This window comes from Phyllobacterium sp. RCAM01083 (assembly GCF_055685835.1).
In genome coordinates this window covers 3,228,448-3,253,811 of record NZ_JBVFZN010000005.1, presented here as the reverse complement: position 1 = coordinate 3,253,811, position 25,364 = coordinate 3,228,448, and the positions used below count along the sequence as shown (strand labels likewise).

The window sequence follows — 25,364 nt, the reverse complement described above, 5'->3', positions numbered from 1 at the left end:
TCAGCGGAAGTTGACGTCGCGCCCGGCAGACCGGAGCGAAACGGTGAATCCCGCCAGAATATCGAAAAACGCCATTGCCATCAGAATGAAGAACAGCGAATGCGAGGCGCTGGGAACCAGCAGGAATTCCACCAGAAACGCCACGAACACGAAGGTCGACAGGAGATGGTCAACCACCGAGGCATTGCTCGTGCGCGTTGACTTCATGATCTCGAAGAACAGCAGCGCCAGCGACAGCACGATCATCAGGTCGCCCAGTGTCATCCGCCATACGCCGCCCGACAGCATCTGCATGGAATAGAGCTGCGTGGCCCACGGATCGGCGCCGCCAATACCCGTCAATCCGGCGACCACCAGATTGAACACAACAAGCGGCACGATCATCAATGGAATATTGGAAATCACGGCATCTGTCTCCCATCAGCATGTCATAAACAAAAAAAGACCGGCACAAGGCCGGTCCTCTTTATCACGAAATCCAGGAAGGAATCAGCCTTCTTTCGGCGTCAGAACCTGACGGCCGCGATACATGCCGGTCTTCAGATCGACATGGTGCGGACGGCGCAGTTCGCCTGAATTCTTGTCTTCGACGTAAGTCGGGGCCTTCAACGCGTCGGCGGAACGGCGCATGCCGCGCTTCGACGGAGAAGTTTTTCTTTTAGGTACAGCCATTGTTCCTGCTCCAGTAATCAGTCAAAATCCGGCGCTGGCCCGATCGAGCCTGTCACAATGGACAAAATTCCGGAAAGTTCGGCTGGGGCTATACACGGCTTGAGAGCTTTTGACCAGCATGAGTCGCATATTTTTTGTCGCAAATGCCGATATGCCGGGATTTGCGCCGACTTAGTGTCTATTTGACACAACCAATATACGCACCGGCGCCCCGCGCACGCCGTTCATTGAGCCTTGCCAGCGTTTGCAACCCCTGCCCCGGCCGCGCCGGATTGCGCGCGATCGGGTTGGGCAGGGTCACCGCGAGAAAGGCCGCCTGCCGCGGTGTCAGCCTTGCCGCACTCACCTTGAAATGATGCTGCGCCGCCGCCTCGATGCCATAGATGCCCGGGCCCCACTCGGCAATATTCAGATAGATTTCCATCACCCGCCGTTTGGTCAGGATCAGATCGGTCATCATTGCCAGCGGCATTTCCAGGCCCTTGCGGATGAAAGACCGGCTGTTCCACAGGAACAGGTTCTTGGCGGTCTGCATCGTGATCGTCGACGCACCGCGCGTCTGCTCACCATCCATGGCATCGGACACAACCAGATTCATCGCATCCCAGTCGACGCCGGAATGAAAGCAGAACCGCGCATCCTCCGACATCATGACGGAATGCACCAGCACCGGGGAAATCTCGTCCAGCGACACCCAGCGCCGGTCATAACCGGAAAAAGTCACGAGGTCCTTCACCATCAAGGTGGAAACCGGATGCACGAACGGCAGCCGGTACAGGCTGAGCAGGATGATGGGGATCATCATCAGAAGGATGCCCGCCAGAATCAGGTAGCGCACGATGCGCCCCAAAGGCGAGCCGCCCGGACTGACCAGATAGCCTCCGCCTCTTTTGTTTCTGACCAGAACCCGTGTCACACCCGCCGCCTGCGTTGAAAGCCCATCATGGACATAGAGCAACCATCCGCCAAAGGGAACCATTTCCATGCCATTCCGGCCATGTTCACAATGACAACAAGGCAAAAATGCAAAAGCAGCGCATCTAATCATTGACCGGGCGCCGATTTTTCGCTCATTGCCAGATCATGATGACAGATCAAGACACTTCCCTGTTTCAGATGACATTGCTGCATCGCGCCGCCTCGGTGGAAACGCTGCTGACGGGCCTGCTCTCGGATCAGCCGCAAGACGGCGAGATCAGCCGTCCGCCCCGCCTCATGGCAGCGATGCGGCACGGCGTTCTCAATGGCGGCAAGCGCCTGCGCCCCTTCCTCGTCCTGGAAAGCGCCGCACTCTTCGGTGCCGACACCCCCGCAGCTTTGCGGGTAGCGGCGGCGCTGGAATGCATACACAGCTATTCGCTCGTGCATGACGATCTACCGGCCATGGACAATGACGATATGCGCCGTGGCCAGCCGACGGTGCATCGCAAATTCGACGAGGCAGCGGCAATCCTCGCAGGGGACAGCCTCCTGACCTATGCCTTCGAGCTGATCGCCGCCGAGGCGACGGAACTTGATGCCGGCGCCAAGGTTGCACTGGTGACGGCTCTGGCACGCGCGGCCGGCGTCGGCGGCATGACCGGCGGCCAGGCGCTCGATCTGGAAGCGGAAAAGGTCAAGCCCGACGAGGCAGGCATCATCCGCCTGCAGGCCATGAAGACCGGCGCGCTGATCCGTTTCGCCTGCGAGGCCGGTGCCATGATCGGCAATGCCAATTCCCGGGATCGCGAACGGCTGGCGGAATACGGTTCGGCCATTGGCCTTGCCTTTCAGCTGGCCGACGACCTGCTCGACGTCACCGCCGATGCTGCCCATATGGGCAAAGCCACCGGCAAGGATGCGGCAGCGGGCAAGGCCACGCTGGTTTCACTGCACGGGATCGACTGGACCAAGCGCCAGTTGAGCGGGCTGGTGGCACAGGCCGAGGAATTGCTTGCGCCCTTCGGCGAAAAGGCTGCCTTGCTCAAGCAGGCCGCACGGTTCATCGCCGAGCGGCAGAGCTAGAAGCTATTCGGCCGCGTGCGAGCCTGCGCCCTGGCCGAAGCGGTTTTCGATATAGTCGGCAACCATCTTCTGGAATTCCTTGGCGATGCCCGCACCGCGCAGGGTCGCCACTTTCTTGCCGTCGACAAAGACCGGCGCCGTCGGCGTTTCGCCGGTTCCCGGCAATGAAATGCCGATATCCGCCATCTTGGATTCGCCCGGCCCGTTGACGATGCAGCCCATCACCGCGACATTGAGCGCTTCGACACCGGGATATTTCTCGCGCCAGACCGGCATGTTGTCGCGAATATCGCTCTGGATCGACTGCGCCAGTTCCTGAAACACGGTGGATGTGGTGCGCCCGCAACCGGGACAGGCCGCGACAATCGGGATGAACTGGCGAAAGCCCATGGTCTGCAGCAATTCCTGCGCCACCTGCACTTCGCGTGTCCGGTCACCGTTCGGTTCCGGTGTCAGCGATATGCGGATCGTATCCCCGATACCCTGCTGCAGGAGGATGCCCAGCGCCGCCGAGGAAGCGACAATGCCCTTGGAGCCCATGCCGGCTTCGGTAAGGCCGAGATGCAGCGCATGATCGCAGCGCCGCGCCAGCTCCGCATAAACCGCGATCAGGTCCTGCACCTGGCTGACCTTGGCGGAAAGAATGATCCTGGAGCGCGGCAGGCCGATTTCTTCAGCCAGCTGCGCGGAAATCAGCGCCGACTGGACAATGGCCTCGCGCATGACCTGTTCCGCCGTCAAGGGCGCACCGGCCGCATGGTTCTGATCCATCAGTGCCGTCAGCAGTTCCTGATCGAGCGAGCCCCAGTTGACACCGATGCGCACCGGCTTGTCATAGCGGATCGCCATTTCGATGATGGCGCCGAACTGCGCATCCTTCTTGTCCTTGAAGCCGACATTGCCCGGATTGATGCGGTATTTCGCCAGCGCTTCGGCGCAGGCCGGATGGTCCGCCAGCAGTTTGTGGCCGATATAATGGAAATCGCCAACCAGCGGCACATTCAGGCCAAGCCGGTCCAGCCTTTCGCGGATTTTCGGCACAGCGGCAGCGGATTCATCCCGGTCAACGGTGATGCGGACAATCTGCGATCCCGCGCGGGAAAGGGCTGCCACCTGTGCAACGGTGCCGTCCACATCGGCTGTATCCGTATTGGTCATCGACTGCACGACGACGGGTGCGCCTCCGCCAACCATGACCCCGCCCACATCGACGCCAACGGAGGCGCGGCGGGCAAAGGGCTGCGAATAATAGTCAGACATTGTCAAACTCCAGATATTCCCTTCACGTGGCGCAGGGAACGCCTTGTGTCAACACCATGTGACATGAACGCGGCAAATTCAAAGCAAATGCGCTTCCCGATCACGCCACAGTGAACCGTATGACAAAGTGTTCACGTTCCAAAGCTGGTATTTTTGCTGCAATGCAATATATTCCAGACGCCTTCAACACGGTTGTTAAACCAAAGGAAGTTTCTCATGGCCAAGAAGACCGCAGTCGTCACAGGTTCCAACTCCGGCATCGGACTGGGTTCCGCCCACGCCCTCGCAGCGGCGGGTTACAATGTGGTGATCAATTCCTTCACGGACCGCCCGGAAGACCACGATCTTGCCAAGGAGATCGCCGCACAGCATTCCACCGGCGTCGCCTATATCAAGGCCGATATGTCCAAGGGTGACGAATGCCGTGCCCTGATCGACCAGGCTGCTGCCGCATTCGGCAGCGTCGATGTGCTGGTCAACAATGCCGGCATCCAGTTTGTCGCGCCGGTCGATGAATTCCCGACGGAAAAATGGGATGCGATCATCGCCATCAACCTGACCTCGGCGTTCCACACCACCGCTGCCGCGCTTCCCTATATGAAGAAAGCCGGATGGGGCCGCATCATCAATATCGCCTCGGCGCATGGCCTGCGCGCATCACCGTTCAAGTCGGCCTATGTGGCGGCCAAGCACGGCATTCTCGGACTGACCAAAACCGTCGCGCTGGAAGTGGCCGAAAAGCATATCACCAGCAACGCCATCTGCCCCGGTTATGTCCTGACACCGCTCGTCGAGGCTCAGATCCCCGACCAGATGAAAGCGCACAACATGGACCGCGAAACCGTCATCCGCGAAGTCATGCTCGACAGGCAGGCGACCAAGGAATTCGCCACGGTCGACCAGATCGGCGCAACGGTGGTGTTTCTCGCCAGCGATGCGGCGGCGCAGATCACCGGTACATCCATCTCCGTCGATGGCGGCTGGACGGCGCAGTGATGAACCACAAACCCAAGGTCATCAACATCGCACTGCAGGGCGGCGGCTCGCACGGCGCCTTCACCTGGGGTGTTCTCGACCGCATTCTGGAAGATGGCCGGCTGACCATCGAGGGCATATCCGGCACCAGCGCCGGCGCCATGAATGCTGTCGCGCTGGCTGATGGCTGGAGCCGCAACGGTCCCGATGGCGCCCGAGAGAAGCTCTATGAATTCTGGCGGGCGGTGGGCCGCACCGGGCAGTTCAGCCCGGTTCAGCGCACGCCCTGGGACCGCTTTTTCGGCAACTGGTCCGTCGAGAACGGCGTCGGGTACAATCTGTTCGAGCAGTTCTCGCGCATGTTTTCGCCCTATGAGTTCAACCCGTTCAACCTCAACCCGCTGCGGGATGTGGTCGAGCGTGAGATTGATTTCGACCGGGTGAAGGCCTGTTCGGCGCTCAAGCTGTTCATCTCGGCGACCAATGTGGAAAGCGGCCGCCTGCGGGTCTTTTCCCAGTCGGAGCTCAATGCCGATGTGGTGATGGCCTCCGCGTGCCTGCCCTATATTTTCCAGGCGGTGGAGATTGAAGGTGAACCCTACTGGGATGGCGGCTATGGCGGCAACCCGGCGCTCTATCCCTTCTTCTATTCGACCAAGAGCGAAGACCTGCTGCTTATCCAGATCAACCCGATCGAACGGCGCGGCGCGCCGAAGACCGCCCGCGAAATCACCGACCGTATCGACGAGATCACCTTCAATGCAGCGCTGCTGCGTGAGTTCCGTTCGATTGCCTTCGTCAATTCGCTGATTGATGCGGGTCGGATCGAACACGGCGAATACAAGCATATCCGCATGCACCGTATCGATGCCGATGTGGCGCTGGCCGGCCTGGCGGCCTCATCGAAAATCAACGCGGAATGGGCCTTTCTCGAATATCTGCGCGACCTCGGCCAGGCCGCAGCCGACGACTGGCTGGAAGAGCATTTCGATGCGGTGGGCGAACACGCGACACTCGATCTCTCCGGTGAGCTTTCTCCCGAAATGAATGTCGGATTGAAAGCCCACAAGGCCGGACGGCGGGTGACCGACTTTCTGCTGCAGCGCAAGAAACCGGCGGTCGCGGCAAGCCGCCGGGCATAGATCAGGTGCCCGGGTTTTCGTTGCGGTCGGCACTGGCGGCAAGATTGGCCATCAGGAAGACCACGACGAGCAGGCAGGCCAGCACCATATAGACCGGACCGAACCCCGTGCGCCCGCCAACAAAGCCGATGGCCGAGGGCGCGACCAGAATGCCGGAATAGCCCATCAGCGTAACGAGGCTGAGGGCGACGCCCGAAGACGTTCCCTTCTGGTTGCCGGCAGCCGAGAAGGCGATGGGCACCATATTGGCAATGCCGAGGCCCGCGAACGCAAAGGCCAGAATGGCGATCCAGGGGCTTGGCGCAAGGCTTGCAACCAGCATGCCCGATGCACCAATGAGCGCGGAAATGCGCAATGTCTTCACCGCACCGAAGCGGTTGCGCACGCCGTCGCCGAGAAAGCGCATGACGGACATAGTTCCCGAAAATGCGGCGAAGGCAAATCCGGCTGTGGCAATATCGGCACCGCGCTCCTGCTTGAGGTAAAGCGCCGCCCAGTCGAGAACTGACCCTTCCGGAACCATGGAGAAAAGCGCCATGATGCCGATGAGGTAAATCAGCGGGTTGGTCGGGAAAGCCAGCTTGCCCTTTTTCTCGTGCACCACCGGCGCATCTTCAGTGATCATGTAGCGGAACGCGGCAAGCCCCAGAACAACCGCAATGGCTGTGACCACCGCCGCGTGAACCAGATGGCCCTGTGCTTCGATCAGCAAGCCGCCAAGGGCGCCGCCGGCGAAGCCGCCAAGGCTCCAGAACCCGTGTGAGGATGACATGACGGCGCGCGACAGTTTTTTCTCCACCTCGACGGCATTGGCGTTCATGGCCACATCCATGCCGCCGATGACGGCACCGAAGAGGAAAAGCGCGGGGGCCGCGATATAAACATTCGGAGCCAGCGCCACCAAGAGCAGGGAAAAGCTGCAGAAGACGGCAAAGCCCTTGACCACCGCGCGCGAGCCGTACCGGCCGATGAGGTAGCCGCACCAGGGCATGGCCGCCAGGGCGCCAAGGCCAAACACCAAGATCATCAGGCCGAGCGTGAACTCGCTGATGTGCAGGCGGGTCATGAAGACGGGGATCTGCGGCGCCCAGCTGCCGATCAGAAATCCATTGAAAAAGAAAGCGCTGGCAACTGCCCAGCGGCCATAGACGGCTTTCTTCCTGTAGACGGAGGCATCCATAGTTTTATCACCAGCTTGAATTTCGGACAGGATGGACATCACGCACCGCGTCTGTCGGCGATGACGACTTCGACACCCACGCCGCGAATCCGCTCAACAATCGACGGGTCGGCGGTTCTGTCGGTAATCAGCGTCGATATGGCCGAGATGGGCGCAATGGCAAAGGGCGCCTGCTTCAGCAGCTTTTCAGCCGTGGCTAGCAGCATCACTTCATTGCTCGCCCTGCTCATGGCCAGTTTCAGATGCGCGTCCTCGTAGTTCTCGGCGCGCAGTGTCAGGCTCTCGTCGATGGCGCAGGCGCCGAGCACACAGTAATCGACATGCATGAGCTGCACTTCGGCAAGCGGCGACTGCCCGATGACGCTGCGGGTGAAACGATTCAGCGTGCCGCCGAGGAGAATAACCTCGCACAGGGGATGGTCGAGAGCGGCCGAGGCAATATCCGGCGAACTGGTGATGATGCGCATCTGCAGGTTGACCGGCAGGGCGCGCACAAACTCAAGCACGGTCGTGCTCGAATCGAGAAGCATCGTGGAATTCGCGGCAATTCGTTCAGCGGCAACGGCGGCAACCGCCTTTTTCCCGGCCGTTTCATCCTTGGCGCGCTGCTGAAAGCTGCGAAAGCTCGAACTGCTGCGCGCTGCACCGCCATGGAAGCGCTGGACAAGCCCTGCTTCGGATAATTCGCGCAAATCCCGGCGTATGGAATCTTCCGAAACACCGAATTCCGTCGCAACGGCATTCGCCAGGACGCGGCCGGATTCATTGACCCGCTTGAGGATCATGCTCTTCCGCTCTTCCGGCGACAGGTCTTTGGTCATTGTGGGAATACCCTGCACATGCGCGCTCATATCCCGCATCGGCTGCGGAACTCAACGACCCGACCATACTTCGCATATGCGCATTATTCAATGCCTGTTTATGCCGATATGCGCACAAACAGGCACGGCTGTGTCACACTGGGTGATGGGCAGCAGTTTTGTGCGTGGTTCGACAAGCTCACCATGAGGGAAGTAGAGGGCTGCAAAGCCAATTGGGAGCGTTGCAGAACAAGCGCCCTGCAATGCACCACCTCCCTCATGGTGAGCTTGTCGAACCACGCACAAAACTGCCATCAGCACACATCCATCCCGCCGTGCCCCAAGATTGAGCTCAGGGGCACGACGCGGCCGGCTATGCGAACCGGATAGCCCTTACTCGTAGACGGCGAGCAGATCCTTGGCATCGATCTGGTCACCGGCGCGGACCAGAATTTCAGCCAGCGTTCCATCCCGTTCGGCGCGCAGGGCCGTTTCCATCTTCATCGCCTCGATGGAGAGGAGCACGTCACCCGCATTGACCTTCTGGCCAACCGAGACGCCAACCGTGGACACAATACCCGGCATCGGCGCACCGACATGCTTGTCATTGCCAAGCTCTGCCTTGCGGCGGACACCGACGCTGCCCGCACGGGTGCGGTCAGGCACCTTCACACGGCGCGGCTGGCCATTCATTTCGAAGAACACGGTAACCATGCCCTTCTCATCCGGTTCTCCCACCGCCTGATTGCGTACAACCAGGGTTTTGCCACGCTCGATATCGAGGAAGACTTCCTCTTCCTGCGCCAGCCCGTAGAAATAGACATGTGTCGGCAGCACACTGGTCGGACCGTAAGTGCCATGCGTCACGGCAAAATCGGTGAACACTTTTGGATACATCAGATAGGAGGCAAATTCCTGATCGCTGACCTTGCGCTCCAGTTTTTCCTCGATGTCCTTGCGCTCGGCCACGAGATCGGCCGGTGCCAGCAGTGAGCCGGGCCGATCGGTGAATGGCTTTTCTGCTTTCAGGATCTTCTTCTGGATATCTTTGGGCCAGCCCTTCGGGGGTTGGCCGAGATCGCCGCGCATCATCGAAACCACCGAATCCGGGAAGGAAATATCCTTGTCCGGGTTCTTCACGTCGGCGACGGACAAATCCTGGCTGACCATCATCAGCGCCATATCGCCCACGACCTTGGATGACGGCGTGACCTTGACGATATCGCCGAACATCTGGTTGACGTCGGCATAGGCCTGCGCCACTTCGTGCCAGCGCGTTTCAAGGCCGAGCGAGCGCGCCTGTTCCTTCAGGTTGGTGAACTGGCCGCCTGGCATCTCGTGCAGATAGACTTCCGATGCCGGTCCCTTCAGATCGCTTTCGAATGCCGCATATTGGGTGCGGACCGCCTCCCAGTAGAACGAGATGCGGCGGATCCATTCCGGATCAAGCCCTGGATCGCGTTCCGTGCCCTTGAGGGCTTCGACGATCGAACCGAGACAAGGCTGCGAAGTATTGCCGGACAGCGCATCCATGGCAGCATCGACCACGTCGACGCCCGCATCCACAGCGGCAAGCACGGTTGCCGCTGAGATGCCCGACGTGTCATGCGTGTGGAAATGCAGCGGCAGGTCGGTCGCCTCGCGCAATGCCTTGAACAGCACCTTGGCAGCGCCCGGCTTGAGCAGCCCGGCCATGTCCTTGACTGCGATGATATGCGCGCCGGCCTTTTCCACTTCCTGCGCCAGATCAACATAATATTTCAGGTCGTATTTCGGCCGGGCGGAATTCAGGATATCGCCGGTGTAGCAAATGGCCGCTTCACACAGCTTGTCCTCCTCCAGCACCGCATCCATGGTGACGCGCATGTTCTCGACCCAGTTGAGGCTGTCGAACACGCGGAACACATCGACGCCGTTGCGGGCGGCCTGCTGCACGAAATACTTGACCACATTGTCGGGATAGCTCTTGTAACCAACGCCATTGGCGCCGCGCAGAAGCATCTGCAACAGGATGTTCGGTGCCGCTTCGCGCACGTCTGCAAGCCGCTCCCATGGATCTTCCGTCAGGAAGCGCATGGCGACATCGAACGTCGCGCCGCCCCAGCACTCCAGCGAGAACAGCTGCGGCAAGGCGCGCGCATAGGTACCGGCGACCCGGGCGATATCGAAGGTGCGCATCCGCGTTGCGAGCAGGGACTGATGGCCGTCGCGCATGGTCGTATCGGTGAACAGGGCGCGCTTTTCATTGCGCATCCATTCGGCGAACTTCTTCGGCCCCAACTGATCCAGCAGCTGCTTGGTGCCATCCGGGATCGGTGTCTCAATGAACGGCACCCGCGGCAGCGCCGCTTCGGCCGGCGGCGTGGCACGGCCCTTGGTTTCCGGATGGCCATTGACGGTGACATCGGCCAGATAGGTCAGAAGCTTGGTGGCGCGATCCTGGCGCTTCACCTGCGCGAACAGCTCCGGCGTCGTATCGATGAACTTCGTCGTGTAGCTGTTATCGGCAAACTTCGGATGGGTGATGATGGCTTCAAGGAAGGTCAGGTTGGTGGCAACACCGCGGATGCGGAACTCGCGCAAGGCGCGGTGCATACGCTGGATCGTCTCGTCGGCCGTCGGCGACCACGCCGTGATCTTTTCCAGAAGCGGATCGTAGTAGCGGGTGATAACCGCACCCGAATAGGCGGTGCCGCCGTCCAGCCGGATGCCGAAACCGGTTGCACCGCGATAGGCGGTGATACGGCCGTAATCCGGAATGAAGTTCTGTTCGGGATCTTCCGTGGTGATGCGGCACTGCAACGCGTGGCCGTTCAGCTTGATATCCTTTTGCGCGGGAACGCCGGATTCCGGCGTTCCGATCGTCGCGCCTTCCAGAATGCGGATCTGCGCCTTGACGATATCGATGCCGGTGACTTCCTCGGTCACCGTGTGTTCCACCTGAATACGTGGATTGACCTCGATGAAATAGAACTGGTTTGTGTCGGCATCCATCAGGAATTCGATGGTGCCCGCACCGATATAAGCGGTCTTCGCGGCAATCTTCAGGCCGTAATCGGCAATTTCCTTGCGCTGCGCCTCGTTGAGGTAAGGCGCCGGCGCGCGCTCGACAACCTTCTGGTTGCGGCGCTGGATCGAACAATCGCGCTCGAACAGATGCACCGCATTGCCGTGCGTATCGCCAAGAATCTGCACCTCGACGTGGCGCGCGCGCTGCACCAGCTTTTCAAGGTAGACTTCATCCTTGCCGAAGGCGGCCTTGGCTTCGCGCTTGCCTTCGGTGACCTCGCGGGCAATATCATCCGGCGAGAAGATGGCGCGCATGCCGCGCCCGCCGCCGCCCCAGGATGCCTTCAGCATGACGGGGTAGCCGATCGTCTCGGCGAGCTTCTTCACCTCGTCCATGTCGTCGGGCAGCGGGTCGGTTGCCGGCACGACCGGAACGCCGATCTCGATGGCGAGATTGCGGGCAGCAACCTTGTTGCCGAGGCGGCGCATGGTTTCCGGCTTCGGTCCGATGAAGATAATTCCGGCTTCACCGCAGGCCTCGGCAAATTCCGGGCTTTCGGACAAGAGGCCATAGCCCGGATGGATGGCGTCAGCGCCCGACAGCTTTGCCACCCGGATGATTTCCTCGATCGACAGATAGCTTTCGATCGGCCCCATGTCTTTGGCCAGATGCGGCCCGCGCCCAACCTGATAGGACTCATCCGCCTTGAAACGGTGCAGCGCCAGCTTGTCTTCCTCCGCCCATATCGCCACGGTTTTCATGCCAAGCTCGTTGGCGGCGCGGAAAACACGGATGGCGATTTCTGATCGATTGGCGACGAGGATCTTCTTGATAGGCAAGGCGAAAACTCCGAAATCTCATAGAGGCAATATGAGTGGTAAAACCCTATTGGCGCGGTGATTGCTGCACTGCAAACAATGCATATTGATCACAAGACGGTGAAATGTCCAACGGCAAAATGCCCGGCATGAGAGCCGGGCATTTCGCATGAGATAGCAAGCGGAAAGGCTTACTGCTGGATGTAGGTGTACTTGCCGTCCTTGTCCTTCTTCCATTCGTACATGACGTAGCCTGGAAGCTTCGGATCGCCCTTTTCGTCAAAGGAGATATCGCCGAGAACCGACTTGAACGGGCCCTTTCCCTTCAGAGCCTTGGCAACGGTTTCAGGATCATTCGACTTAGCAGCGGTTGCTGCTTCGACGATGGCCTGCACGGCTGCATAGGCGTAGAGGGTGTAGGCTTCCGGCTCAAAACCGGCCTTGCGGAACTTCTCAACCAGTTCCTTGTTGGCCGGGTTGTTGCGCGGATCGGGACCGAATGTGTTGAGCGTACCGACCACGGCGTCGCCGGCAATCGCTGCGAGCTCGTTGGTGACGATGCCGTCGCCGGAGATGAACTTGACCTTCAGGCCCTGATCCGCCAGCTGGCGGATGATCAGACCGGCTTCGGTATGCAGACCACCCCAATAAAGGACGGTAACGCCGGCCTGCTTTGCCTTGGCGATGAGTGCGGAGAAGTCCTTGTCGCCAACGTTGACGCCTTCATAAAGAACAGGCTTCAAGCCCTTTGCTTCGATCGTCTTCTTGGTTTCATCGGCAAGACCCTGACCATAAGGCGTCTTGTCATGGATGACCGCGATCTTTGCATCCTTGTAATGCTCGGCGATATAGGCACCGGCAATGGCACCCTGCTGGTCATCGCGACCGCATGTGCGGAATGTGTTCCACAGGCCGCGTTCGGTGAACACAGGGTTTGTCGCGGCTGGTGTTACTTCAACAATGCCGTTTTCCGCATAAACTTCGGATGCCGGAATGGATACGCCGGAATTGAAGTGACCGACAACGAACTTCACGCCATCGGCAACGAACTTGTTGGCAACCGAAACGCCCTGCTTGGCGTCGGAAACGTCATCACCCAGAACGAATTTGATCTTTTCGCCATTCACGCCGCCAGCCGCATTGACCACCTCTGCGGCCGCTTCGGCACCCTTCTGGATCTGCGCGCCGTAAGCGGCATTGGGGCCGGTCAACGGAGCACCAATACCGACCAGAAGATCAGCATAGGCGTGACCGCCCAAAGCGAGCATTGCTGCAACAGCAACACCCGAGAACAGTGACTTCTTCATTTGAAAACTCCCATTTTCTAGGTACTTACGAAACCCCTAACGATGAAATCTTCCCATCGCTTGAAGACCACATTTGCCGATTTTCCGGCGGTTGTCACGCTGATTCATTTCGCGTCAGCGAGATTGCTTAGGCCCCTTTTCTTTCCTTGAATGAGAAGGGGGAAACTTTTTCATAGAGCCAGTGATATTGCTGAACCATCTGGTTTGTCCGGGTGTAGCGATAGCCCAATGTGCCGATGATGATCAGCACGATCGTGTCGACGACGTAGTAGTGCAGCGTCACCATCGTGCCCTCAAACAGGGCGAAGTGGATGAAGCGGACGCCGATGCCGAGAAGCAGCATATAGAAGATCAGGATTGCATGGGAACGCCATGTCTTGGCGCAGGCGCGGCCCGCCATCCATGCGGCCCAGCCACCCATGACGCAGGTTACCAGCACAAACAGCCAGAATGAGGGTTCTTCGTACAGAATGCCTTGCATGGCAGTATTCCCCTTGCAGCACCGGATTTTCCAGACCCGCTGGAAAGCCGGTCCTATTTTTGTCAGTGACGCCCGCCCTCGAGATAGGCCGCGCGCACTTCCGGATTGGCGAGAAGATCCTTGCTCGATCCGCTCATCGTCACGATACCATTGACCATCACATAGCCGCGATCCGCCAGTTTCAGCGCGCCGAAGGCATTCTGTTCAACCAGAAACACCGTCAGGCCCGTGGACTTGTTCAGTTCCTTGATCGCCTCGAAAATGTGCTTGATGATCAACGGAGCAAGACCCAGCGACGGCTCGTCCAGAAGCAGCAGGCGCGGACGCGCCATCAATGCGCGGCCGATGGCCAGCATTTGCTGCTCACCGCCCGATAGGGTACCGCCGCGCTGGTTGATGCGTTCCTTCAGGCGCGGAAACAGGTCGAAAACCTTGCGCACGTCCTCGTCATAAAATTCCAGATTGTCGAGGCTGGCGCCCATCTGCAGGTTTTCCTGCACCGTCATGCGCGGGAATATCCGGCGGCCTTCCGGCGACTGGGCGATGCGCAGGCGCGCGATCTCATGGGTCGGCAATTGCGTGATGTCCTGGCCGGCAAACATAACCCGGCCCTTGCGGGCCCGGGGCATGCCGAAAATGGTCATCATCAGCGTCGACTTGCCGGCGCCGTTGGCGCCGATCAGCGTGACGATTTCACCGGCATCCGCATGGACGCTGACACCGCTGAGCGCGCGGATATTGCCGTAATAGGTTTCAACGTTCTCGACACTGAGAAGGGCCCCGGTCCTCGGAAGAGTTTGTGTTTCCGACATTACTTCGCCCCTCCGGTCTTCTTCGCAGCCGGTTTGCCCTGGCTCTCTTTCGCCAGCTTTTTGGCCTGGCCGATCCAGTCTTCGCGCGCGATGCGCCCGTCAAACGCCAGATAGGCTTCGGCGGCGATCACATCGGCCTTCTTCCAGGCCGCGATCTGGTCGAAATGGAAAATGCCATGTTCGTTGAGCCGGCGCTCGTTGACCGGGCCAATCCCCTTGATCAGGGTCAGGTTGTCGGGTGTGCCGCCGCGCGGTGCGGCGAGCGCATTGGCGGTTGCTCCCGCCTTGATTGCCGGACCGGCGGGCTTTGCCGCGGCTTCGGCCATTGCAGCAGCCGGCGCTTCCGGGTGCGTCTCGGTGATTTCCTGGATGGCCTCCGTGGATAAAAGATCAACGGCCGCCGTGATATCATCATTGCCGGTCGCCACGACGTGCTCGATCAGTTCGACCACCTCTTCATCCTCGACACCGAGATAGGCGGCAATGACCTTCGGGTCATTCTTCACGCTCTCCGGCGTTCCGTCGGAAATCTTGGTGCCGTATTCCAGTACAACAACGTGATCGGAGATTTCCATTACCACGGACATGTCATGCTCGATCAGGATGATCGACGTTCCTGTTTCATCGCGGATGCTGAGCAGCAGCTGGTTCAGCTCCGCCGATTCACGCGCGTTGAGACCAGCGGCGGGTTCGTCCAGGCAGAGAAGCTCCGGATCGGTGCACATGGCACGGGCGATCTCGAGACGCCGCTGGGCGCCATAGGGCAGATCGCCCGCCGGGTCGTCGGCACGGTCGATGAGGTTGATCTTCTGCAGCCAGAAACGGGCTTTCTCGACCGCATCGGCGGCGGCCTTCTTGTAGGTGGGAAAGCCGAGAAGACCGAGGATCGTATAACCCGACGACAGCATCAGGGGATTGTGCTGGGCGACCAGCAGATTCTCCAGAACGGTCAGCCCCGAGAACAGCCGGATGTTCTGGAACGTGCGTGCCACTTTCGCCTTCTTGGTGATGACGAAGTCGGCCATGCGCTCCAGAAGATATTCCTCGCCATTCTGGCGGGTCATGGTCAGCATGCCTTCGGTCGGCTTGTAGAATCCGGTGATGCAATTGAACACCGTGGTCTTGCCTGCACCGTTCGGGCCGATCAGGGCGGTGATATCCCCGCGCTTGGCTTCGAAGTTCAGGTCGTTGATGGCGATAAGCCCGCCAAACTTCATCGAGAGATGTTCAACGCGCAGCACGGCGCTGGGATTGTTACGCACTTCCGAAACCATCAGCCGTGCCCTTCTTTCGTAAACTCGCTGGAGATCATCTTGCGCTCGTGCAGGAAGGCACTCGGTTCCCGGTTACCGACAAATCCGCGCGGCTTCCACACCATGACGACAATCATGGCGAGACCGAACAGCAGCATACGATAGAGTTCCGGCGTAAAATCGTTGCCGAAGATCAGCTTGAGGAATTCCAGTTCGCGCAGGAGTTCCGTGCCGCCGATCATCACCGCCGCGGCGATGGCGATACCGATGAGCGACCCCATGCCGCCGAGCACGACGATGGCAAGAATGATCGCCGATTCGAGGAACACGAAGGACTCGGGACTGACGAAACCCTGGCGGGCAGCGAAGAACGATCCGGCAAACCCGCCGAACATTGCGCCGGTCGCAAAAGCCGTCAGCTTGGTGGTCGTCGTGTTGATGCCGAGGGACCGGCAGGCGATCTCGTCCTCGCGCAACGCTTCCCAGGCGCGGCCGATCGGCATGCGGCGCAGGCGGATCGTCACCCAGGCGGTCAGGAGAGCAAGGAACAGAATGAGATAATAGAGGAAAATCTTGTAGTAGACGCCGGAGTTCGGCAGGCCGAACATGGCGGCAAAACCGGTGGGGCCCGGCGTGAAGGGAATGCCGAACATAGTGGCCTTGGCAATACCGGAGATACCGAATGTACCCTTGGTCACAACGGTCCAGTTGATCAGCACAAGACGGATGATCTCACCAAAGGCCAGCGTGACAATGGCAAGATAGTCACCCCGCAGCCGCAGCACCGGAAAGCCGAGCACAATGCCCCACGTGGCGGCAAAGATACCGGCCATCGGCAGGAGCAGCCAGAAGGACAGGCCGAAATGCGCGGAGAGCAGGGCGTAGGAATAGGCGCCGACCGCGTAGAAAGCGACATACCCAAGATCGAGCAGGCCAGCGAGACCCACGACGATGTTCAGACCCCATGCCAGCATGACGTAGATCAGGATCTGGATACCGAAATTGTCGACATATTTGAGCGAGCCCTGCACACCGCTCTGGAACGACCATTGTCCGGTCACCGCGAACTGAATCAGCGCCAGGATCAGGATGACGACGAAAGGGTAGGTGAAAAGCAGGGCAAGGCCAAATCGTGACACCGTCGCCTTGAGCGAGCGGCGGTCGATCTTGGCAGCGGCTGGCACCTTGCTTTTGGCCAGCTTCGCCTGTTCCCGCGACGGCGTAATGAACGCTGCGAAGATGAAGCGCCCGATGGCAGCCACGGCCACGAAGATCGCCAGCAGGCCCCAGCGCTGGGCGAGAACCAGTTCATTGTTGATGTTCTGGTCGGTGCGGAAACCAATGACAAGGAAGAACAGGCCGAACGCGATGATTCCGGCAATCACCGCTTCCCTGACGGCTTTCACGTAGACGGAATCCTGTCCTGAAGATTGGATATCAGCCATAAGCTCAGACCTTTTCGACTTCGGGCCGACCAAGAATGCCGGAGGGCAGGAAGATCAGGACGATTGCAAGGATCGAAAATGCAGCCACATCCTTGTAATCGATGGAGAAATAGGCAGACCACAACGCTTCGATCAGCCCGATCAGCAGGCCGCCGACCACCGCACCGGGCAATGAGCCGATACCGCCGAGCACCGCGGCCGTAAACGCCTTGACGCCGGGTGTGAAACCATCGGTGAAGGAGATGACACCGTAGAACATGAGGTAAAGCGTTCCGGCGACTGCAGCGAGCATGGCGCCCATGACAAAGGTCATGGAAATCGTCTTGTCCACGTCGATACCGAGGAGTGCGGCCATCTTGCGGTCCTGCTCGCAGGAACGCTGGGCCCGCCCGAGCGTGGTCCGGTTGACCAGATACCAGAATGCGGCAAGCAGGATCGCGGTGACGATAACGATCACCATCTGCTTGTAGGCGATGGTGATGCCCGTGCCGTAGATTGTCACACCGCCATTGACGAGCGGCGGGATCGGCTTGTTGCGCGGGCCCTGTGTGACCTGCACGAAATTGGACAGCGCGATCGACATGCCGATCGCCGTGATCAACGGCGCGAGACGGAACGATCCGCGTAGCGGCCGGTAGGCAAGACGCTCGATTGTCCAGCTCCACAACCCTGTCAGCAGCATGGCGACAAGCATCATAAGGAGCAGCGCCAGCACAACAGGGACGCCGCCGATAAACGTGGTTAAAGCAAGAAAAACGATCATCGCCATGAACGCGCCAAGCATGAAAACGTCGCCATGGGCGAAGTTGATCATGCCGATGATCCCGTAGACCATCGTATAGCCGATTGCGATCAGTCCGTAGATTGAACCGAGTGTCAGACCGTTGATCGATTGCTGGATGAAGTACTCCATCGCAACGATACCCCTCATTTTCATTGGGAAGTTTCTTATCCGGTTTTTTTATCCGGTTCCCGTTTACCCCAACCTCTTTACACGTAACGTCTGCGTTAAAGAAAGCAACAGCTTTTTTAGCACAAACAGCGGCATCACATTTGCTTGCATACTCCGTGCGAAATTTTTCACCAAATTTTCGTCATTTGTTGACGAAATTTACAGCAAATGCCTCTGATTTAACTGAATTACCTATCCCCGCCTTATTGTCGGAACGAGCCTGGTGAGGCTCACTTGACCACAAAGCCGTGAGCGAAGGGATCGCGGTCATCGATAAAGATCGTGCTGTAACCGGTCATCCGCGCCCACCCCGCGACCGAGGGTATGATTGCATCGCGATCGCCAACATGGGTGGCCGATTCCACCCGGCCATGAAACAGCGAGCCGATGATCGATTCATGCACGAAGTCGTCTCCAGGCTTCAATTTTCCCTTCGCCGTCAGTTGCGCCATGCGAGCCGATGTACCCGTGCCGCAGGGGGAGCGGTCAATCGCCTTGTCACCGTAGAATACGGCATTGCGCGCATGCGCTTCCGGCTTGGTCGGCGCCCCGGTCCACAGAATATGGCTGAGTGTGTTGATATCGGGCTTTTCCGGGTGCTGGAACGTATATCGCTCGTTCAGACGCTCGCGCAAAACCGGGCTCCAGCCGATAAGATCGAGCGCCCGGTAATCCGCCATGTCCCGGAAGTTTTTCTGCGGATCGACGATTGCATAGAAATTGCCGCCATAGGCAACATCCACATGCAGTGTCCCGAGATCCGGACATTCCACTTCCAGCCCTTCCGCATAGAGAAAGGCCGGAACGTTGGTGATGCGCACGCTGGTGACATACTGGCCTTCCTGCGTGTATTCGGCAACCACCAGACCGGCCGGGGTATCCAGCCTCAATATGCCCGGAGTCTTCGGAGTAATCAGGCCGTGTTCGATCGCCATCGTCACCGTGCCGATGGTGCCGTGACCGCACATGGGCAGACAGCCCGACGTCTCGATGAACAGCACCGCCACGTCGCAATCCTCGCGGGTCGGCGGATAGAGAATGGAACCGGACATCATGTCGTGGCCGCGCGGTTCGAACATCAGACCGGTGCGGATCCAGTCGAATTCGCGTAGGAAATGCGCGCGTTTTTCCATCATGGTCGAGCCGGTGAGGTTTGGCCCTCCCCCTGCCACGAGACGTACCGGGTTACCACAGGTGTGACCGTCGACACAGAAGAAGGAATGACGCGCCATGATGTTATAGGGTCCTAAAAGCGTTGCGGATTAAAGGGATCGATCGGGATCGACGGCCGCCGGCCCTCGATGAGATCGCAGATCAGTCGTCCCGTGGCGGCGGACTGGGTCAATCCCAGGTGTCCGTGACCAAAGGCATAGAGAACATTTTTGCTTTGCCTGGAATAGCCGATAACCGGCAGGGAATCGGGCATCGACGGACGATATCCCATCCATTGCCGGCCGCCGGATACATCGAGATCCGGCAGGAAAGCCTTGGCCTTCTGCAGCATGACGTCCGAGCGCTTGTAATTGGGGGGCAAATCGAGACCGCCCAGTTCGACGGCTCCGCCGACGCGCACGCCGGTTTCGAGCGGTGTTACGACGAATCCGTGACCGGAGAAAATCAACTGGCGTTTCAGATCAAAGGCCCCGACAGGCAATGTGGTGTTGTAGCCGCGCTCCGTATCCAGCGGAATATGGTCACCAAGATGCCGCGCCAGCCGGTGTGACCAGGCTCCGGCCGCAATGATGAGCTTGCCTGTTTCGACCGTCCGCCCATCGGCAAGCGTGACTGTACCACCCGCATCGTTCGCGCTGACGGAAACGACGTCTGCACGCTCGAAGCGGGCGCCCAGTTTTTCCGCATGGGCCCACAGCCCTTTGCCGACATGTTTGGGATCACTGACTGTCTTCCATCCCGGAACGAACGTTCCGGCGACAAAGCGCCGTGCCAGACCCGGCTGACATGCGGCCAGTGCTTCGCCGCGCAAATGTTCGAAGGCGATGCCCGCCCTCTCCCGTGCCGCCCAGCCGGGCAGACAGAGATTGAGCTCGTGCTCGCTCTCGTAGAGCTCAAGCGAACCATCCTCGCGCACCATATGGCGGATACCGGCGCGCTGCATCAGATCCAGCATTTCCGGCTCGGCGAGGCGCATCATCGCGCCCTGCGCCACCGTGGTGTGTTCCAGCACGTCCGGCCGACTGGCGCGCCAGAACCGGTAGAGCCATGGCGCCAGCCTGGGAAGGTAGGACGGCCGGATGGTGAACGGCCCGAGCGGGTCCATCAGCCAGCCCGGAACCTTGGCCATGACCCCTTTCGAGGCCATCGGCAGTATGTCGGAAAAAGCCAGGGCCCCGGCATTGCCGGAGCTCGTCCCTTCGCAGATGCCCTGATGATCGATCACCAGAACCCTGCGCCCGGCTTCGCCCAGAAAAGCCGCGATGGCGACGCCGATGATACCGGCGCCGACAATGACAACATCATGCTTTTCCGGAGCGGCGCTCATCGCGCAGCCTCAGAGAACAGGCAGCTTCGGCCGCGATGCCATGGCATCCCTGACGATCTTGTCGACAGCCGCCCGGCGCGCACCGCGCAAAGGCTGGCGCGGCAGACGAACGCGATCATTGGTTCCGATTTCATGGACTTCCGCCAGTTTGATGTTCTGCACAAGATAGGTGGAGACATCGAGGTCAAGCAAGGGGCGGAACCAGCGATAGATATCCAGCGCCTCGGCATAGCGGCCGGCACCGATGAGCTTGTAGATCGCAACGGTCTCTTTCGGGAAGGCCGTGACCAGCCCGGCGACCCAGCCGATAGCGCCTGCAGTCAGCGCCTCGAAAGCGAGGTTGTCGACACCGGTGAAGAGGTCGTAACGCTTGCCGAACGTATTGATGATATCGGTGGTACGGCGCACGTCGTCGGAGGATTCCTTGATCGCCACGAAGTGCTTATCGGACGCAAGTTCCGCCAGGATTTCGCTGGTCACATCGACGCGATAGGCAATGCGGTTCGAATAGATCATCACGGGCAGATCGCCGGCAGCTGCAACGGCTTTCAGGGTGGTGACCGTTTCTTCCGGGTCCGTATGATAGATCGGGCTTGGAACCAGCATGAGGCCGTCGGCACCGGCCTTGGCTGCCTGCTTGGCAAGCGCCGCGCCATCGCGGGTTGCCGCTTCATTGATGGTGAGAAGCACCGGCTTGCCCTTCGCAACGCCCTGCGCCGTTTTCAGCACTGCGAGTTTTTCCTCGTGGCTGAGCATCGGGCCTTCGCCGAGCGAACCTGCAACAATCAAACCATCGCAACCCGCATCCATCAGGAGCGAGAAGCAACGTTCCATTTCCTTGTGATCGAGTTTATCATCTTCAGTGAATTTGGTTGTAACCGCAGGGAAAACGCCTGACCACATGTCTCTTCTCCTTCTTGATATATCAGAAATATATCTATAGGACCTGTGGCTGTCAATTGCCTTGAACAGAAAGTTTATCTGATGGATCAAACCGCAGTCCACACCATGGCCCAGACGGGCGAAAGTCTTGCTGAACTGGCCTATCGCCAGATCGAAGAGATGATCGTCACGCTGAAGCTTGAGCCTGGCGCGGTCGTCAACGAGCGCACCCTCACGGACGTTACCAATATGGGCCGCACGCCGGTGCGCGAAGCGGTGCAGAAGCTGGCCTGGGAAGGCTTGATGGAAATTCGCCCGCGCTCGGGCATTGCCATTGCCGCGCTCAATCCGCAGGACTTTACCAAGGTTCTCGATGCGCGCGAGGGTGTCGAGCGGGTTCTTGCACGCGATGCGGCGCTCTATGGCGCATCGCTGCATCACGAAAGGCTGAAGGCGGCATCCGATGCAATGATGGCTGCACGCTCCGGCAACGATGTGATCAGCTTTCTCAACGCCGACAAGATTTTCGATACGGTGCTCGGACAGGCGGCGGAAAACCCCTATGCGGCCCGTCTGGCGTCCCCGCTGCAAACCCATAGCCGCCGGTTCTGGTTCCGCCTGCAGCGGCCCGGCAGCCTCGAACAATCCGCCGGGGCGCACACGGCGCTGATCAAGGCGATCATCGCCCGCGAACCGGACAAGGCCGCCGACGAGGCGACCCGGCTGATCGGCTATCTCCGGACAATGGCCCCGTAAACCCGTTCGGCCCAAAAGAAAATCGCCGCCCGGTGCGGAACCGGACGGCGATTTCAAAGTTCAAAGCGATTTACTTCATCGTCGGAATGACGAACTCAGCCCCGTCCTTGACGCCCGACGGCCAGCGCGACGTGACGGTCTTGGTCTTGGTGTAGAAGCGGAATGCATCCGGGCCATGCTGGTTCAGATCGCCGAAACCGGAACCCTTCCAGCCGCCGAAGGTGTAATAGGCGATCGGAACCGGAATTGGCACATTGATACCGACCATGCCGACCTGAACGCGCGAGGCAAAATCCCGGGCAGCATCGCCGTCACGGGTGAAGATCGCAACGCCATTGCCGTATTCGTGTTCATTCGGCAGACGGATCGCATCCTCATAGGTATCGGCGCGGACAATGCCCAGAACCGGACCAAAAATTTCTTCCTTGTAGATGCGCATGTCAGGTGTGACATGATCGAACAGGCAACCACCTATGTAGAAGCCGTTCTCATAGCCCTGCATCTTGAAGCCGCGGCCATCGACGACGAGCTTCGCACCTTCCTGGATGCCCAGATCGACATAGCCTTTGATGCGATCCAGCGCCTGCCGGGTCACAACCGGGCCGTAATCCGCCGACGCATCGGTGGAGGGTCCGACCTTCAGGCTTTCAACCCGGGGGATCAGGCGCTCGACGAGACGATCTGCGGTATCCTTGCCGACGGGAACGGCAACGGAGATCGCCATGCAGCGCTCGCCCGCTGAACCGTAACCGGCACCGATGAGGGCATCAACCGTCTGGTCCATGTCTGCATCGGGCATGATGATCATGTGGTTCTTGGCACCGCCGAAGCACTGGGCACGCTTGCCGTTGGCCGTGGCGCGCGAATAGATGTACTGGGCAATCGGCGTCGAGCCGACGAAGCCGACAGCCTTGATATCGGGATCATCCAGAATGGTGTCGACAGCTTCCTTGTCGCCATTGACGACGTTGAAGATACCCGCCGGCAAACCGGCCTCGATGAAGAGTTCGGCCAGACGCATCGGCACGCCCGGATCACGTTCGGAAGGCTTCAGAATGAAGGCATTGCCCGATGCAATCGCCGGACCGGCCTTCCACAGCGGGATCATTGCCGGGAAATTGAATGGGGTGATACCGGCAACGACGCCGAGCGGCTGGCGCATGGAATAAACATCGATGCCCGTGCCGGCATTGTCGGTGAACTCACCCTTGAGCATGTGGGCTGAGCCGAGGCAAACCTCGACCACTTCCAGACCGCGCTGGATATCGCCCTTGGCATCGGGAATGGTCTTGCCATGCTCGCGCGCCAGAAGTTCGGCAAGCGAGTCGTATTCGGCTTCGACGAGATCAAGGAACCTGCGCAACACGCGCGCACGGCGCTGCGGGTTGGTTGCGGCCCATGCCGGCTGAGCCGCCTTGGCATTGGCAATGGCAGCGCGCACTTCATTGGGGGTTGCCAGTGCCACGCGGCCCTGAACGGTGCCGTCCATGGGCTGGAAAATTTCGGTCGTACGACCGCTTGTTCCGGCGACATGCTTGCCACCGATAAAATGTCCGACTTCACGCATTGCGAGCAACCTCCCTGGGATTGACTGAACTTCGTTGCCCTATCATCGCGCTTCAAATTTTTTATTGCAAGCCGAGCGAAAGCGTATCCGTTGTGCAAAAATTAAAGTACGAATAGGGCAGGAGGTCAAACGATGAGCTGGGACGATGTGCGGATTTTTCTGGCTGTCGCGCGTTCGGGTCAAATACTCGGCGCGGCCAAACGGCTTGGCGTCAACCATGCGACGGTGGCGCGCCGTCTCACCGCGCTGGAGAATGACATCAACACCAAGCTGCTGACCCGCCGCACCAATGGCTGCGAGCTGACCCATGCCGGCGAAGAATTCCTCCTGTCAGCTGAGCGCATGGAAGCGGAAATGCTATCGATCCGCTCCTCGCTTGGCGACGCCGATGTGTCCATTTCCGGGTCGGTGCGCATTGGCGCGCCGGATGGCTTCGGTGTCTCCTTCCTCGCGCCGCGCCTTGCCACCCTCACCGCCCGCTATCCCGATCTCAAGATCCAGCTTGTTCCGGTTCCCCGTTCCTTCTCGCTGTCGCGGCGCGAGGCTGACATAGCCATCACGGTCGACCGGCCCGATCAGGGCCGCCTCGTGGCGAAAAAGCTCGTCGACTACACGCTCTGCCTCTATGCCAGCCGGTCCTATCTGGCTGCGCACCCGGCACCCCGCAGCATCGAAGATCTCGCGGCGCACCGGCTGGTCGGTTATGTCGATGATCTGGTCATCAGCCCTTCGCTGAACTATGCGCCTGAAATCACCCGCGAATGGCGCCCCGCTTTCGAGATTTCCAGTGCCATCGGGCAAGTGGAAGCGGTCAAGGCCGGGGCGGGCATCGGCATTCTGCATACATTCATCGCACGGGAATATCCCGACCTTGTGCCGGTCCTGCCGGAACGGACGATTCACCGGTCCTATTGGCTTGCCTACCACGAATCCGTACGCACCCTGCGCCGCATCACGGCGGTCTCCAGCTTCATCTCCGATCTCGTGAACAGCGAGACTGGACGATTCACCTGACAAAGCATAACAGGCAGCGGTGGAAATGTGATTGACGAGCACGGAACAAACACCACAATTGCGCCTTGAACACATGCGCTTTCAGCGTGTGTTGACATCATATCGGAGAGGGAAAATGTACCGATATATACTAGCTTTGGCTGTAACCCTGGGGGGTATGCAGTTCGTAACGGTTCCAGCCGCACAGGCGCAGGAACGGCCCATCAGATGCGAATCACGCAGCTTCCGCTACAATGAGTGCGAGACCGACATGCGTCGGCCGCGGATCATCCGGCAGCTTTCGGGTTCGGCCTGCATTCCCGGCCAGAGCTGGGGCTTCAGCCGCGGCACCATCTGGGTGGACAAGGGCTGCTCGGCGGTCTTTGCCGACAGTGCCGAGCGTCCGCGCTGGCGGGATCAGAATGATCGTCCGCGTTGGCGGGATGATCGCTATCCCCGCCGCGACTACCGGCGCGAATACCGCGATGACCGTTACTACCAGCCGGACGATTATTGATCGGCATTACGGGCCTCGTTTTTCGCCATCTCCGGCCG

23 protein-coding genes are annotated in these 25,364 nt (G+C 59.6%); 6 read left to right on the top strand and 17 right to left on the bottom strand.

Annotated elements, in window-relative coordinates; translation table 11 throughout:
• From ACZ25R_RS22805 to mtgA, 3 genes are all read right to left on the bottom strand, one after another.
• Entirely contained in the window at positions 1-405 is a 405-nt protein-coding gene (locus tag ACZ25R_RS22805; RefSeq protein WP_105734368.1) for a hypothetical protein, read from the bottom strand.
• Between the two features lie 84 nt (positions 406-489).
• Positions 490-672 carry a 50S ribosomal protein L32 gene (gene rpmF / locus ACZ25R_RS22800; protein ID WP_008121851.1) on the bottom strand — a complete coding sequence of 61 codons (183 nt, stop codon included), beginning with the start codon at positions 670-672 and terminating at the stop codon, positions 490-492.
• A 178-nt stretch (positions 673-850) separates the two neighbouring features.
• Positions 851-1,588, bottom strand: coding sequence for a monofunctional biosynthetic peptidoglycan transglycosylase (gene mtgA, locus ACZ25R_RS22795; RefSeq protein ID WP_288193000.1), 738 nt, complete (start codon positions 1,586-1,588; stop codon positions 851-853).
• Between the two features lie 170 nt (positions 1,589-1,758).
• On the opposite strand from mtgA, the gene ACZ25R_RS22790 reads away from it, so the two are divergent.
• Positions 1,759-2,676 (top strand): polyprenyl synthetase family protein, encoded by a 918-nt coding sequence (locus ACZ25R_RS22790; RefSeq protein ID WP_472462306.1) that lies wholly within the window; start codon positions 1,759-1,761, stop codon positions 2,674-2,676.
• 3 nt (positions 2,677-2,679) lie between these two features.
• Here the strand turns inward: ACZ25R_RS22790 and ispG are convergent, their stop codons facing one another.
• Complete coding sequence (gene ispG, locus ACZ25R_RS22785; RefSeq protein ID WP_464661661.1) at positions 2,680-3,936, bottom strand: flavodoxin-dependent (E)-4-hydroxy-3-methylbut-2-enyl-diphosphate synthase; 1,257 nt, start codon at positions 3,934-3,936, stop codon at positions 2,680-2,682.
• A 216-nt stretch (positions 3,937-4,152) separates the two neighbouring features.
• Here ispG and ACZ25R_RS22780 point away from each other — a divergent pair, with 216 nt between their 5' ends.
• A complete protein-coding gene (locus tag ACZ25R_RS22780; protein ID WP_223613730.1) occupies positions 4,153-4,932 on the top strand; it encodes a 3-hydroxybutyrate dehydrogenase in 780 nt (259 codons plus the stop codon).
• Positions 4,932-6,053 (top strand): patatin-like phospholipase family protein, encoded by a 1,122-nt coding sequence (locus ACZ25R_RS22775; protein ID WP_223613731.1) that lies wholly within the window; start codon positions 4,932-4,934, stop codon positions 6,051-6,053. The genes ACZ25R_RS22780 and ACZ25R_RS22775 overlap by 1 nt, the downstream gene beginning before the upstream one ends.
• Position 6,054: 1 nt before the next feature.
• Here ACZ25R_RS22775 and ACZ25R_RS22770 read toward each other — a convergent pair whose 3' ends face one another.
• From ACZ25R_RS22770 to ACZ25R_RS22715, 12 genes are all read right to left on the bottom strand, one after another.
• The gene (locus ACZ25R_RS22770) at positions 6,055-7,233 is read right to left on the bottom strand and encodes an MFS transporter (RefSeq protein ID WP_472462305.1); all 1,179 of its coding nucleotides are present in this window, start codon (positions 7,231-7,233) and stop codon (positions 6,055-6,057) included.
• A gap of 38 nt (positions 7,234-7,271) precedes the next feature.
• Positions 7,272-8,054: a DeoR/GlpR family DNA-binding transcription regulator gene (locus tag ACZ25R_RS22765; protein ID WP_472462304.1), complete on the bottom strand. Its 783-nt coding sequence runs from the start codon at positions 8,052-8,054 to the stop codon at positions 7,272-7,274.
• A gap of 372 nt (positions 8,055-8,426) precedes the next feature.
• Positions 8,427-11,882 (bottom strand): pyruvate carboxylase, encoded by a 3,456-nt coding sequence (pyc, locus tag ACZ25R_RS22760; protein WP_464661667.1) that lies wholly within the window; start codon positions 11,880-11,882, stop codon positions 8,427-8,429.
• 170 nt (positions 11,883-12,052) lie between these two features.
• Positions 12,053-13,168: a branched-chain amino acid ABC transporter substrate-binding protein gene (locus ACZ25R_RS22755; protein WP_223613735.1), complete on the bottom strand. Its 1,116-nt coding sequence runs from the start codon at positions 13,166-13,168 to the stop codon at positions 12,053-12,055.
• Positions 13,169-13,295: 127 nt separating this feature from the next.
• A complete protein-coding gene (locus ACZ25R_RS22750; RefSeq protein ID WP_472462303.1) occupies positions 13,296-13,649 on the bottom strand; it encodes a DUF6867 family protein in 354 nt (117 codons plus the stop codon).
• A gap of 62 nt (positions 13,650-13,711) precedes the next feature.
• On the bottom strand, positions 13,712-14,461 hold the full coding sequence (locus tag ACZ25R_RS22745) for an ABC transporter ATP-binding protein (RefSeq protein ID WP_223613737.1): 750 nt from the start codon (positions 14,459-14,461) through the stop codon (positions 13,712-13,714).
• On the bottom strand, positions 14,461-15,735 hold the full coding sequence (locus tag ACZ25R_RS22740) for an ATP-binding cassette domain-containing protein (RefSeq protein ID WP_472462302.1): 1,275 nt from the start codon (positions 15,733-15,735) through the stop codon (positions 14,461-14,463). The genes ACZ25R_RS22745 and ACZ25R_RS22740 overlap by 1 nt, the downstream gene beginning before the upstream one ends.
• The gene (livM, locus tag ACZ25R_RS22735) at positions 15,735-17,159 is read right to left on the bottom strand and encodes a high-affinity branched-chain amino acid ABC transporter permease LivM (protein ID WP_464661672.1); all 1,425 of its coding nucleotides are present in this window, start codon (positions 17,157-17,159) and stop codon (positions 15,735-15,737) included. Before livM ends, ACZ25R_RS22740 begins: the two co-directional genes overlap by 1 nt.
• A 4-nt stretch (positions 17,160-17,163) precedes the next feature.
• Entirely contained in the window at positions 17,164-18,072 is a 909-nt protein-coding gene (locus ACZ25R_RS22730; RefSeq protein WP_105734358.1) for a branched-chain amino acid ABC transporter permease, read from the bottom strand.
• 269 nt (positions 18,073-18,341) lie between these two features.
• On the bottom strand, positions 18,342-19,343 hold the full coding sequence (locus tag ACZ25R_RS22725; RefSeq protein WP_223613740.1) for a 4-hydroxyproline epimerase: 1,002 nt from the start codon (positions 19,341-19,343) through the stop codon (positions 18,342-18,344).
• A 14-nt stretch (positions 19,344-19,357) separates the two neighbouring features.
• On the bottom strand, positions 19,358-20,611 hold the full coding sequence (locus tag ACZ25R_RS22720; RefSeq protein ID WP_472462301.1) for an NAD(P)/FAD-dependent oxidoreductase: 1,254 nt from the start codon (positions 20,609-20,611) through the stop codon (positions 19,358-19,360).
• Positions 20,612-20,620: 9 nt separating this feature from the next.
• Positions 20,621-21,514: a dihydrodipicolinate synthase family protein gene (locus ACZ25R_RS22715; protein WP_464661674.1), complete on the bottom strand. Its 894-nt coding sequence runs from the start codon at positions 21,512-21,514 to the stop codon at positions 20,621-20,623.
• 81 nt (positions 21,515-21,595) lie between these two features.
• Between ACZ25R_RS22715 and ACZ25R_RS22710 the strand changes: the two genes are divergently transcribed.
• A complete protein-coding gene (locus tag ACZ25R_RS22710; RefSeq protein ID WP_346307700.1) occupies positions 21,596-22,249 on the top strand; it encodes a GntR family transcriptional regulator in 654 nt (217 codons plus the stop codon).
• A gap of 70 nt (positions 22,250-22,319) precedes the next feature.
• On the opposite strand, the gene ACZ25R_RS22705 is transcribed toward ACZ25R_RS22710, so the two are convergent.
• Positions 22,320-23,816, bottom strand: coding sequence for a CoA-acylating methylmalonate-semialdehyde dehydrogenase (locus ACZ25R_RS22705; protein WP_472462300.1), 1,497 nt, complete (start codon positions 23,814-23,816; stop codon positions 22,320-22,322).
• 132 nt (positions 23,817-23,948) lie between these two features.
• Between ACZ25R_RS22705 and ACZ25R_RS22700 the strand changes: the two genes are divergently transcribed.
• Together ACZ25R_RS22700 and ACZ25R_RS22695 are read left to right on the top strand one after the other, a co-directional pair.
• Positions 23,949-24,830: a LysR family transcriptional regulator gene (locus ACZ25R_RS22700; protein WP_288192953.1), complete on the top strand. Its 882-nt coding sequence runs from the start codon at positions 23,949-23,951 to the stop codon at positions 24,828-24,830.
• A 73-nt stretch (positions 24,831-24,903) separates the two neighbouring features.
• Positions 24,904-25,326, top strand: coding sequence for a DUF3011 domain-containing protein (locus tag ACZ25R_RS22695; RefSeq protein ID WP_472462542.1), 423 nt, complete (start codon positions 24,904-24,906; stop codon positions 25,324-25,326).
• The last annotated feature ends 38 nt before the right edge of the window (positions 25,327-25,364 follow it).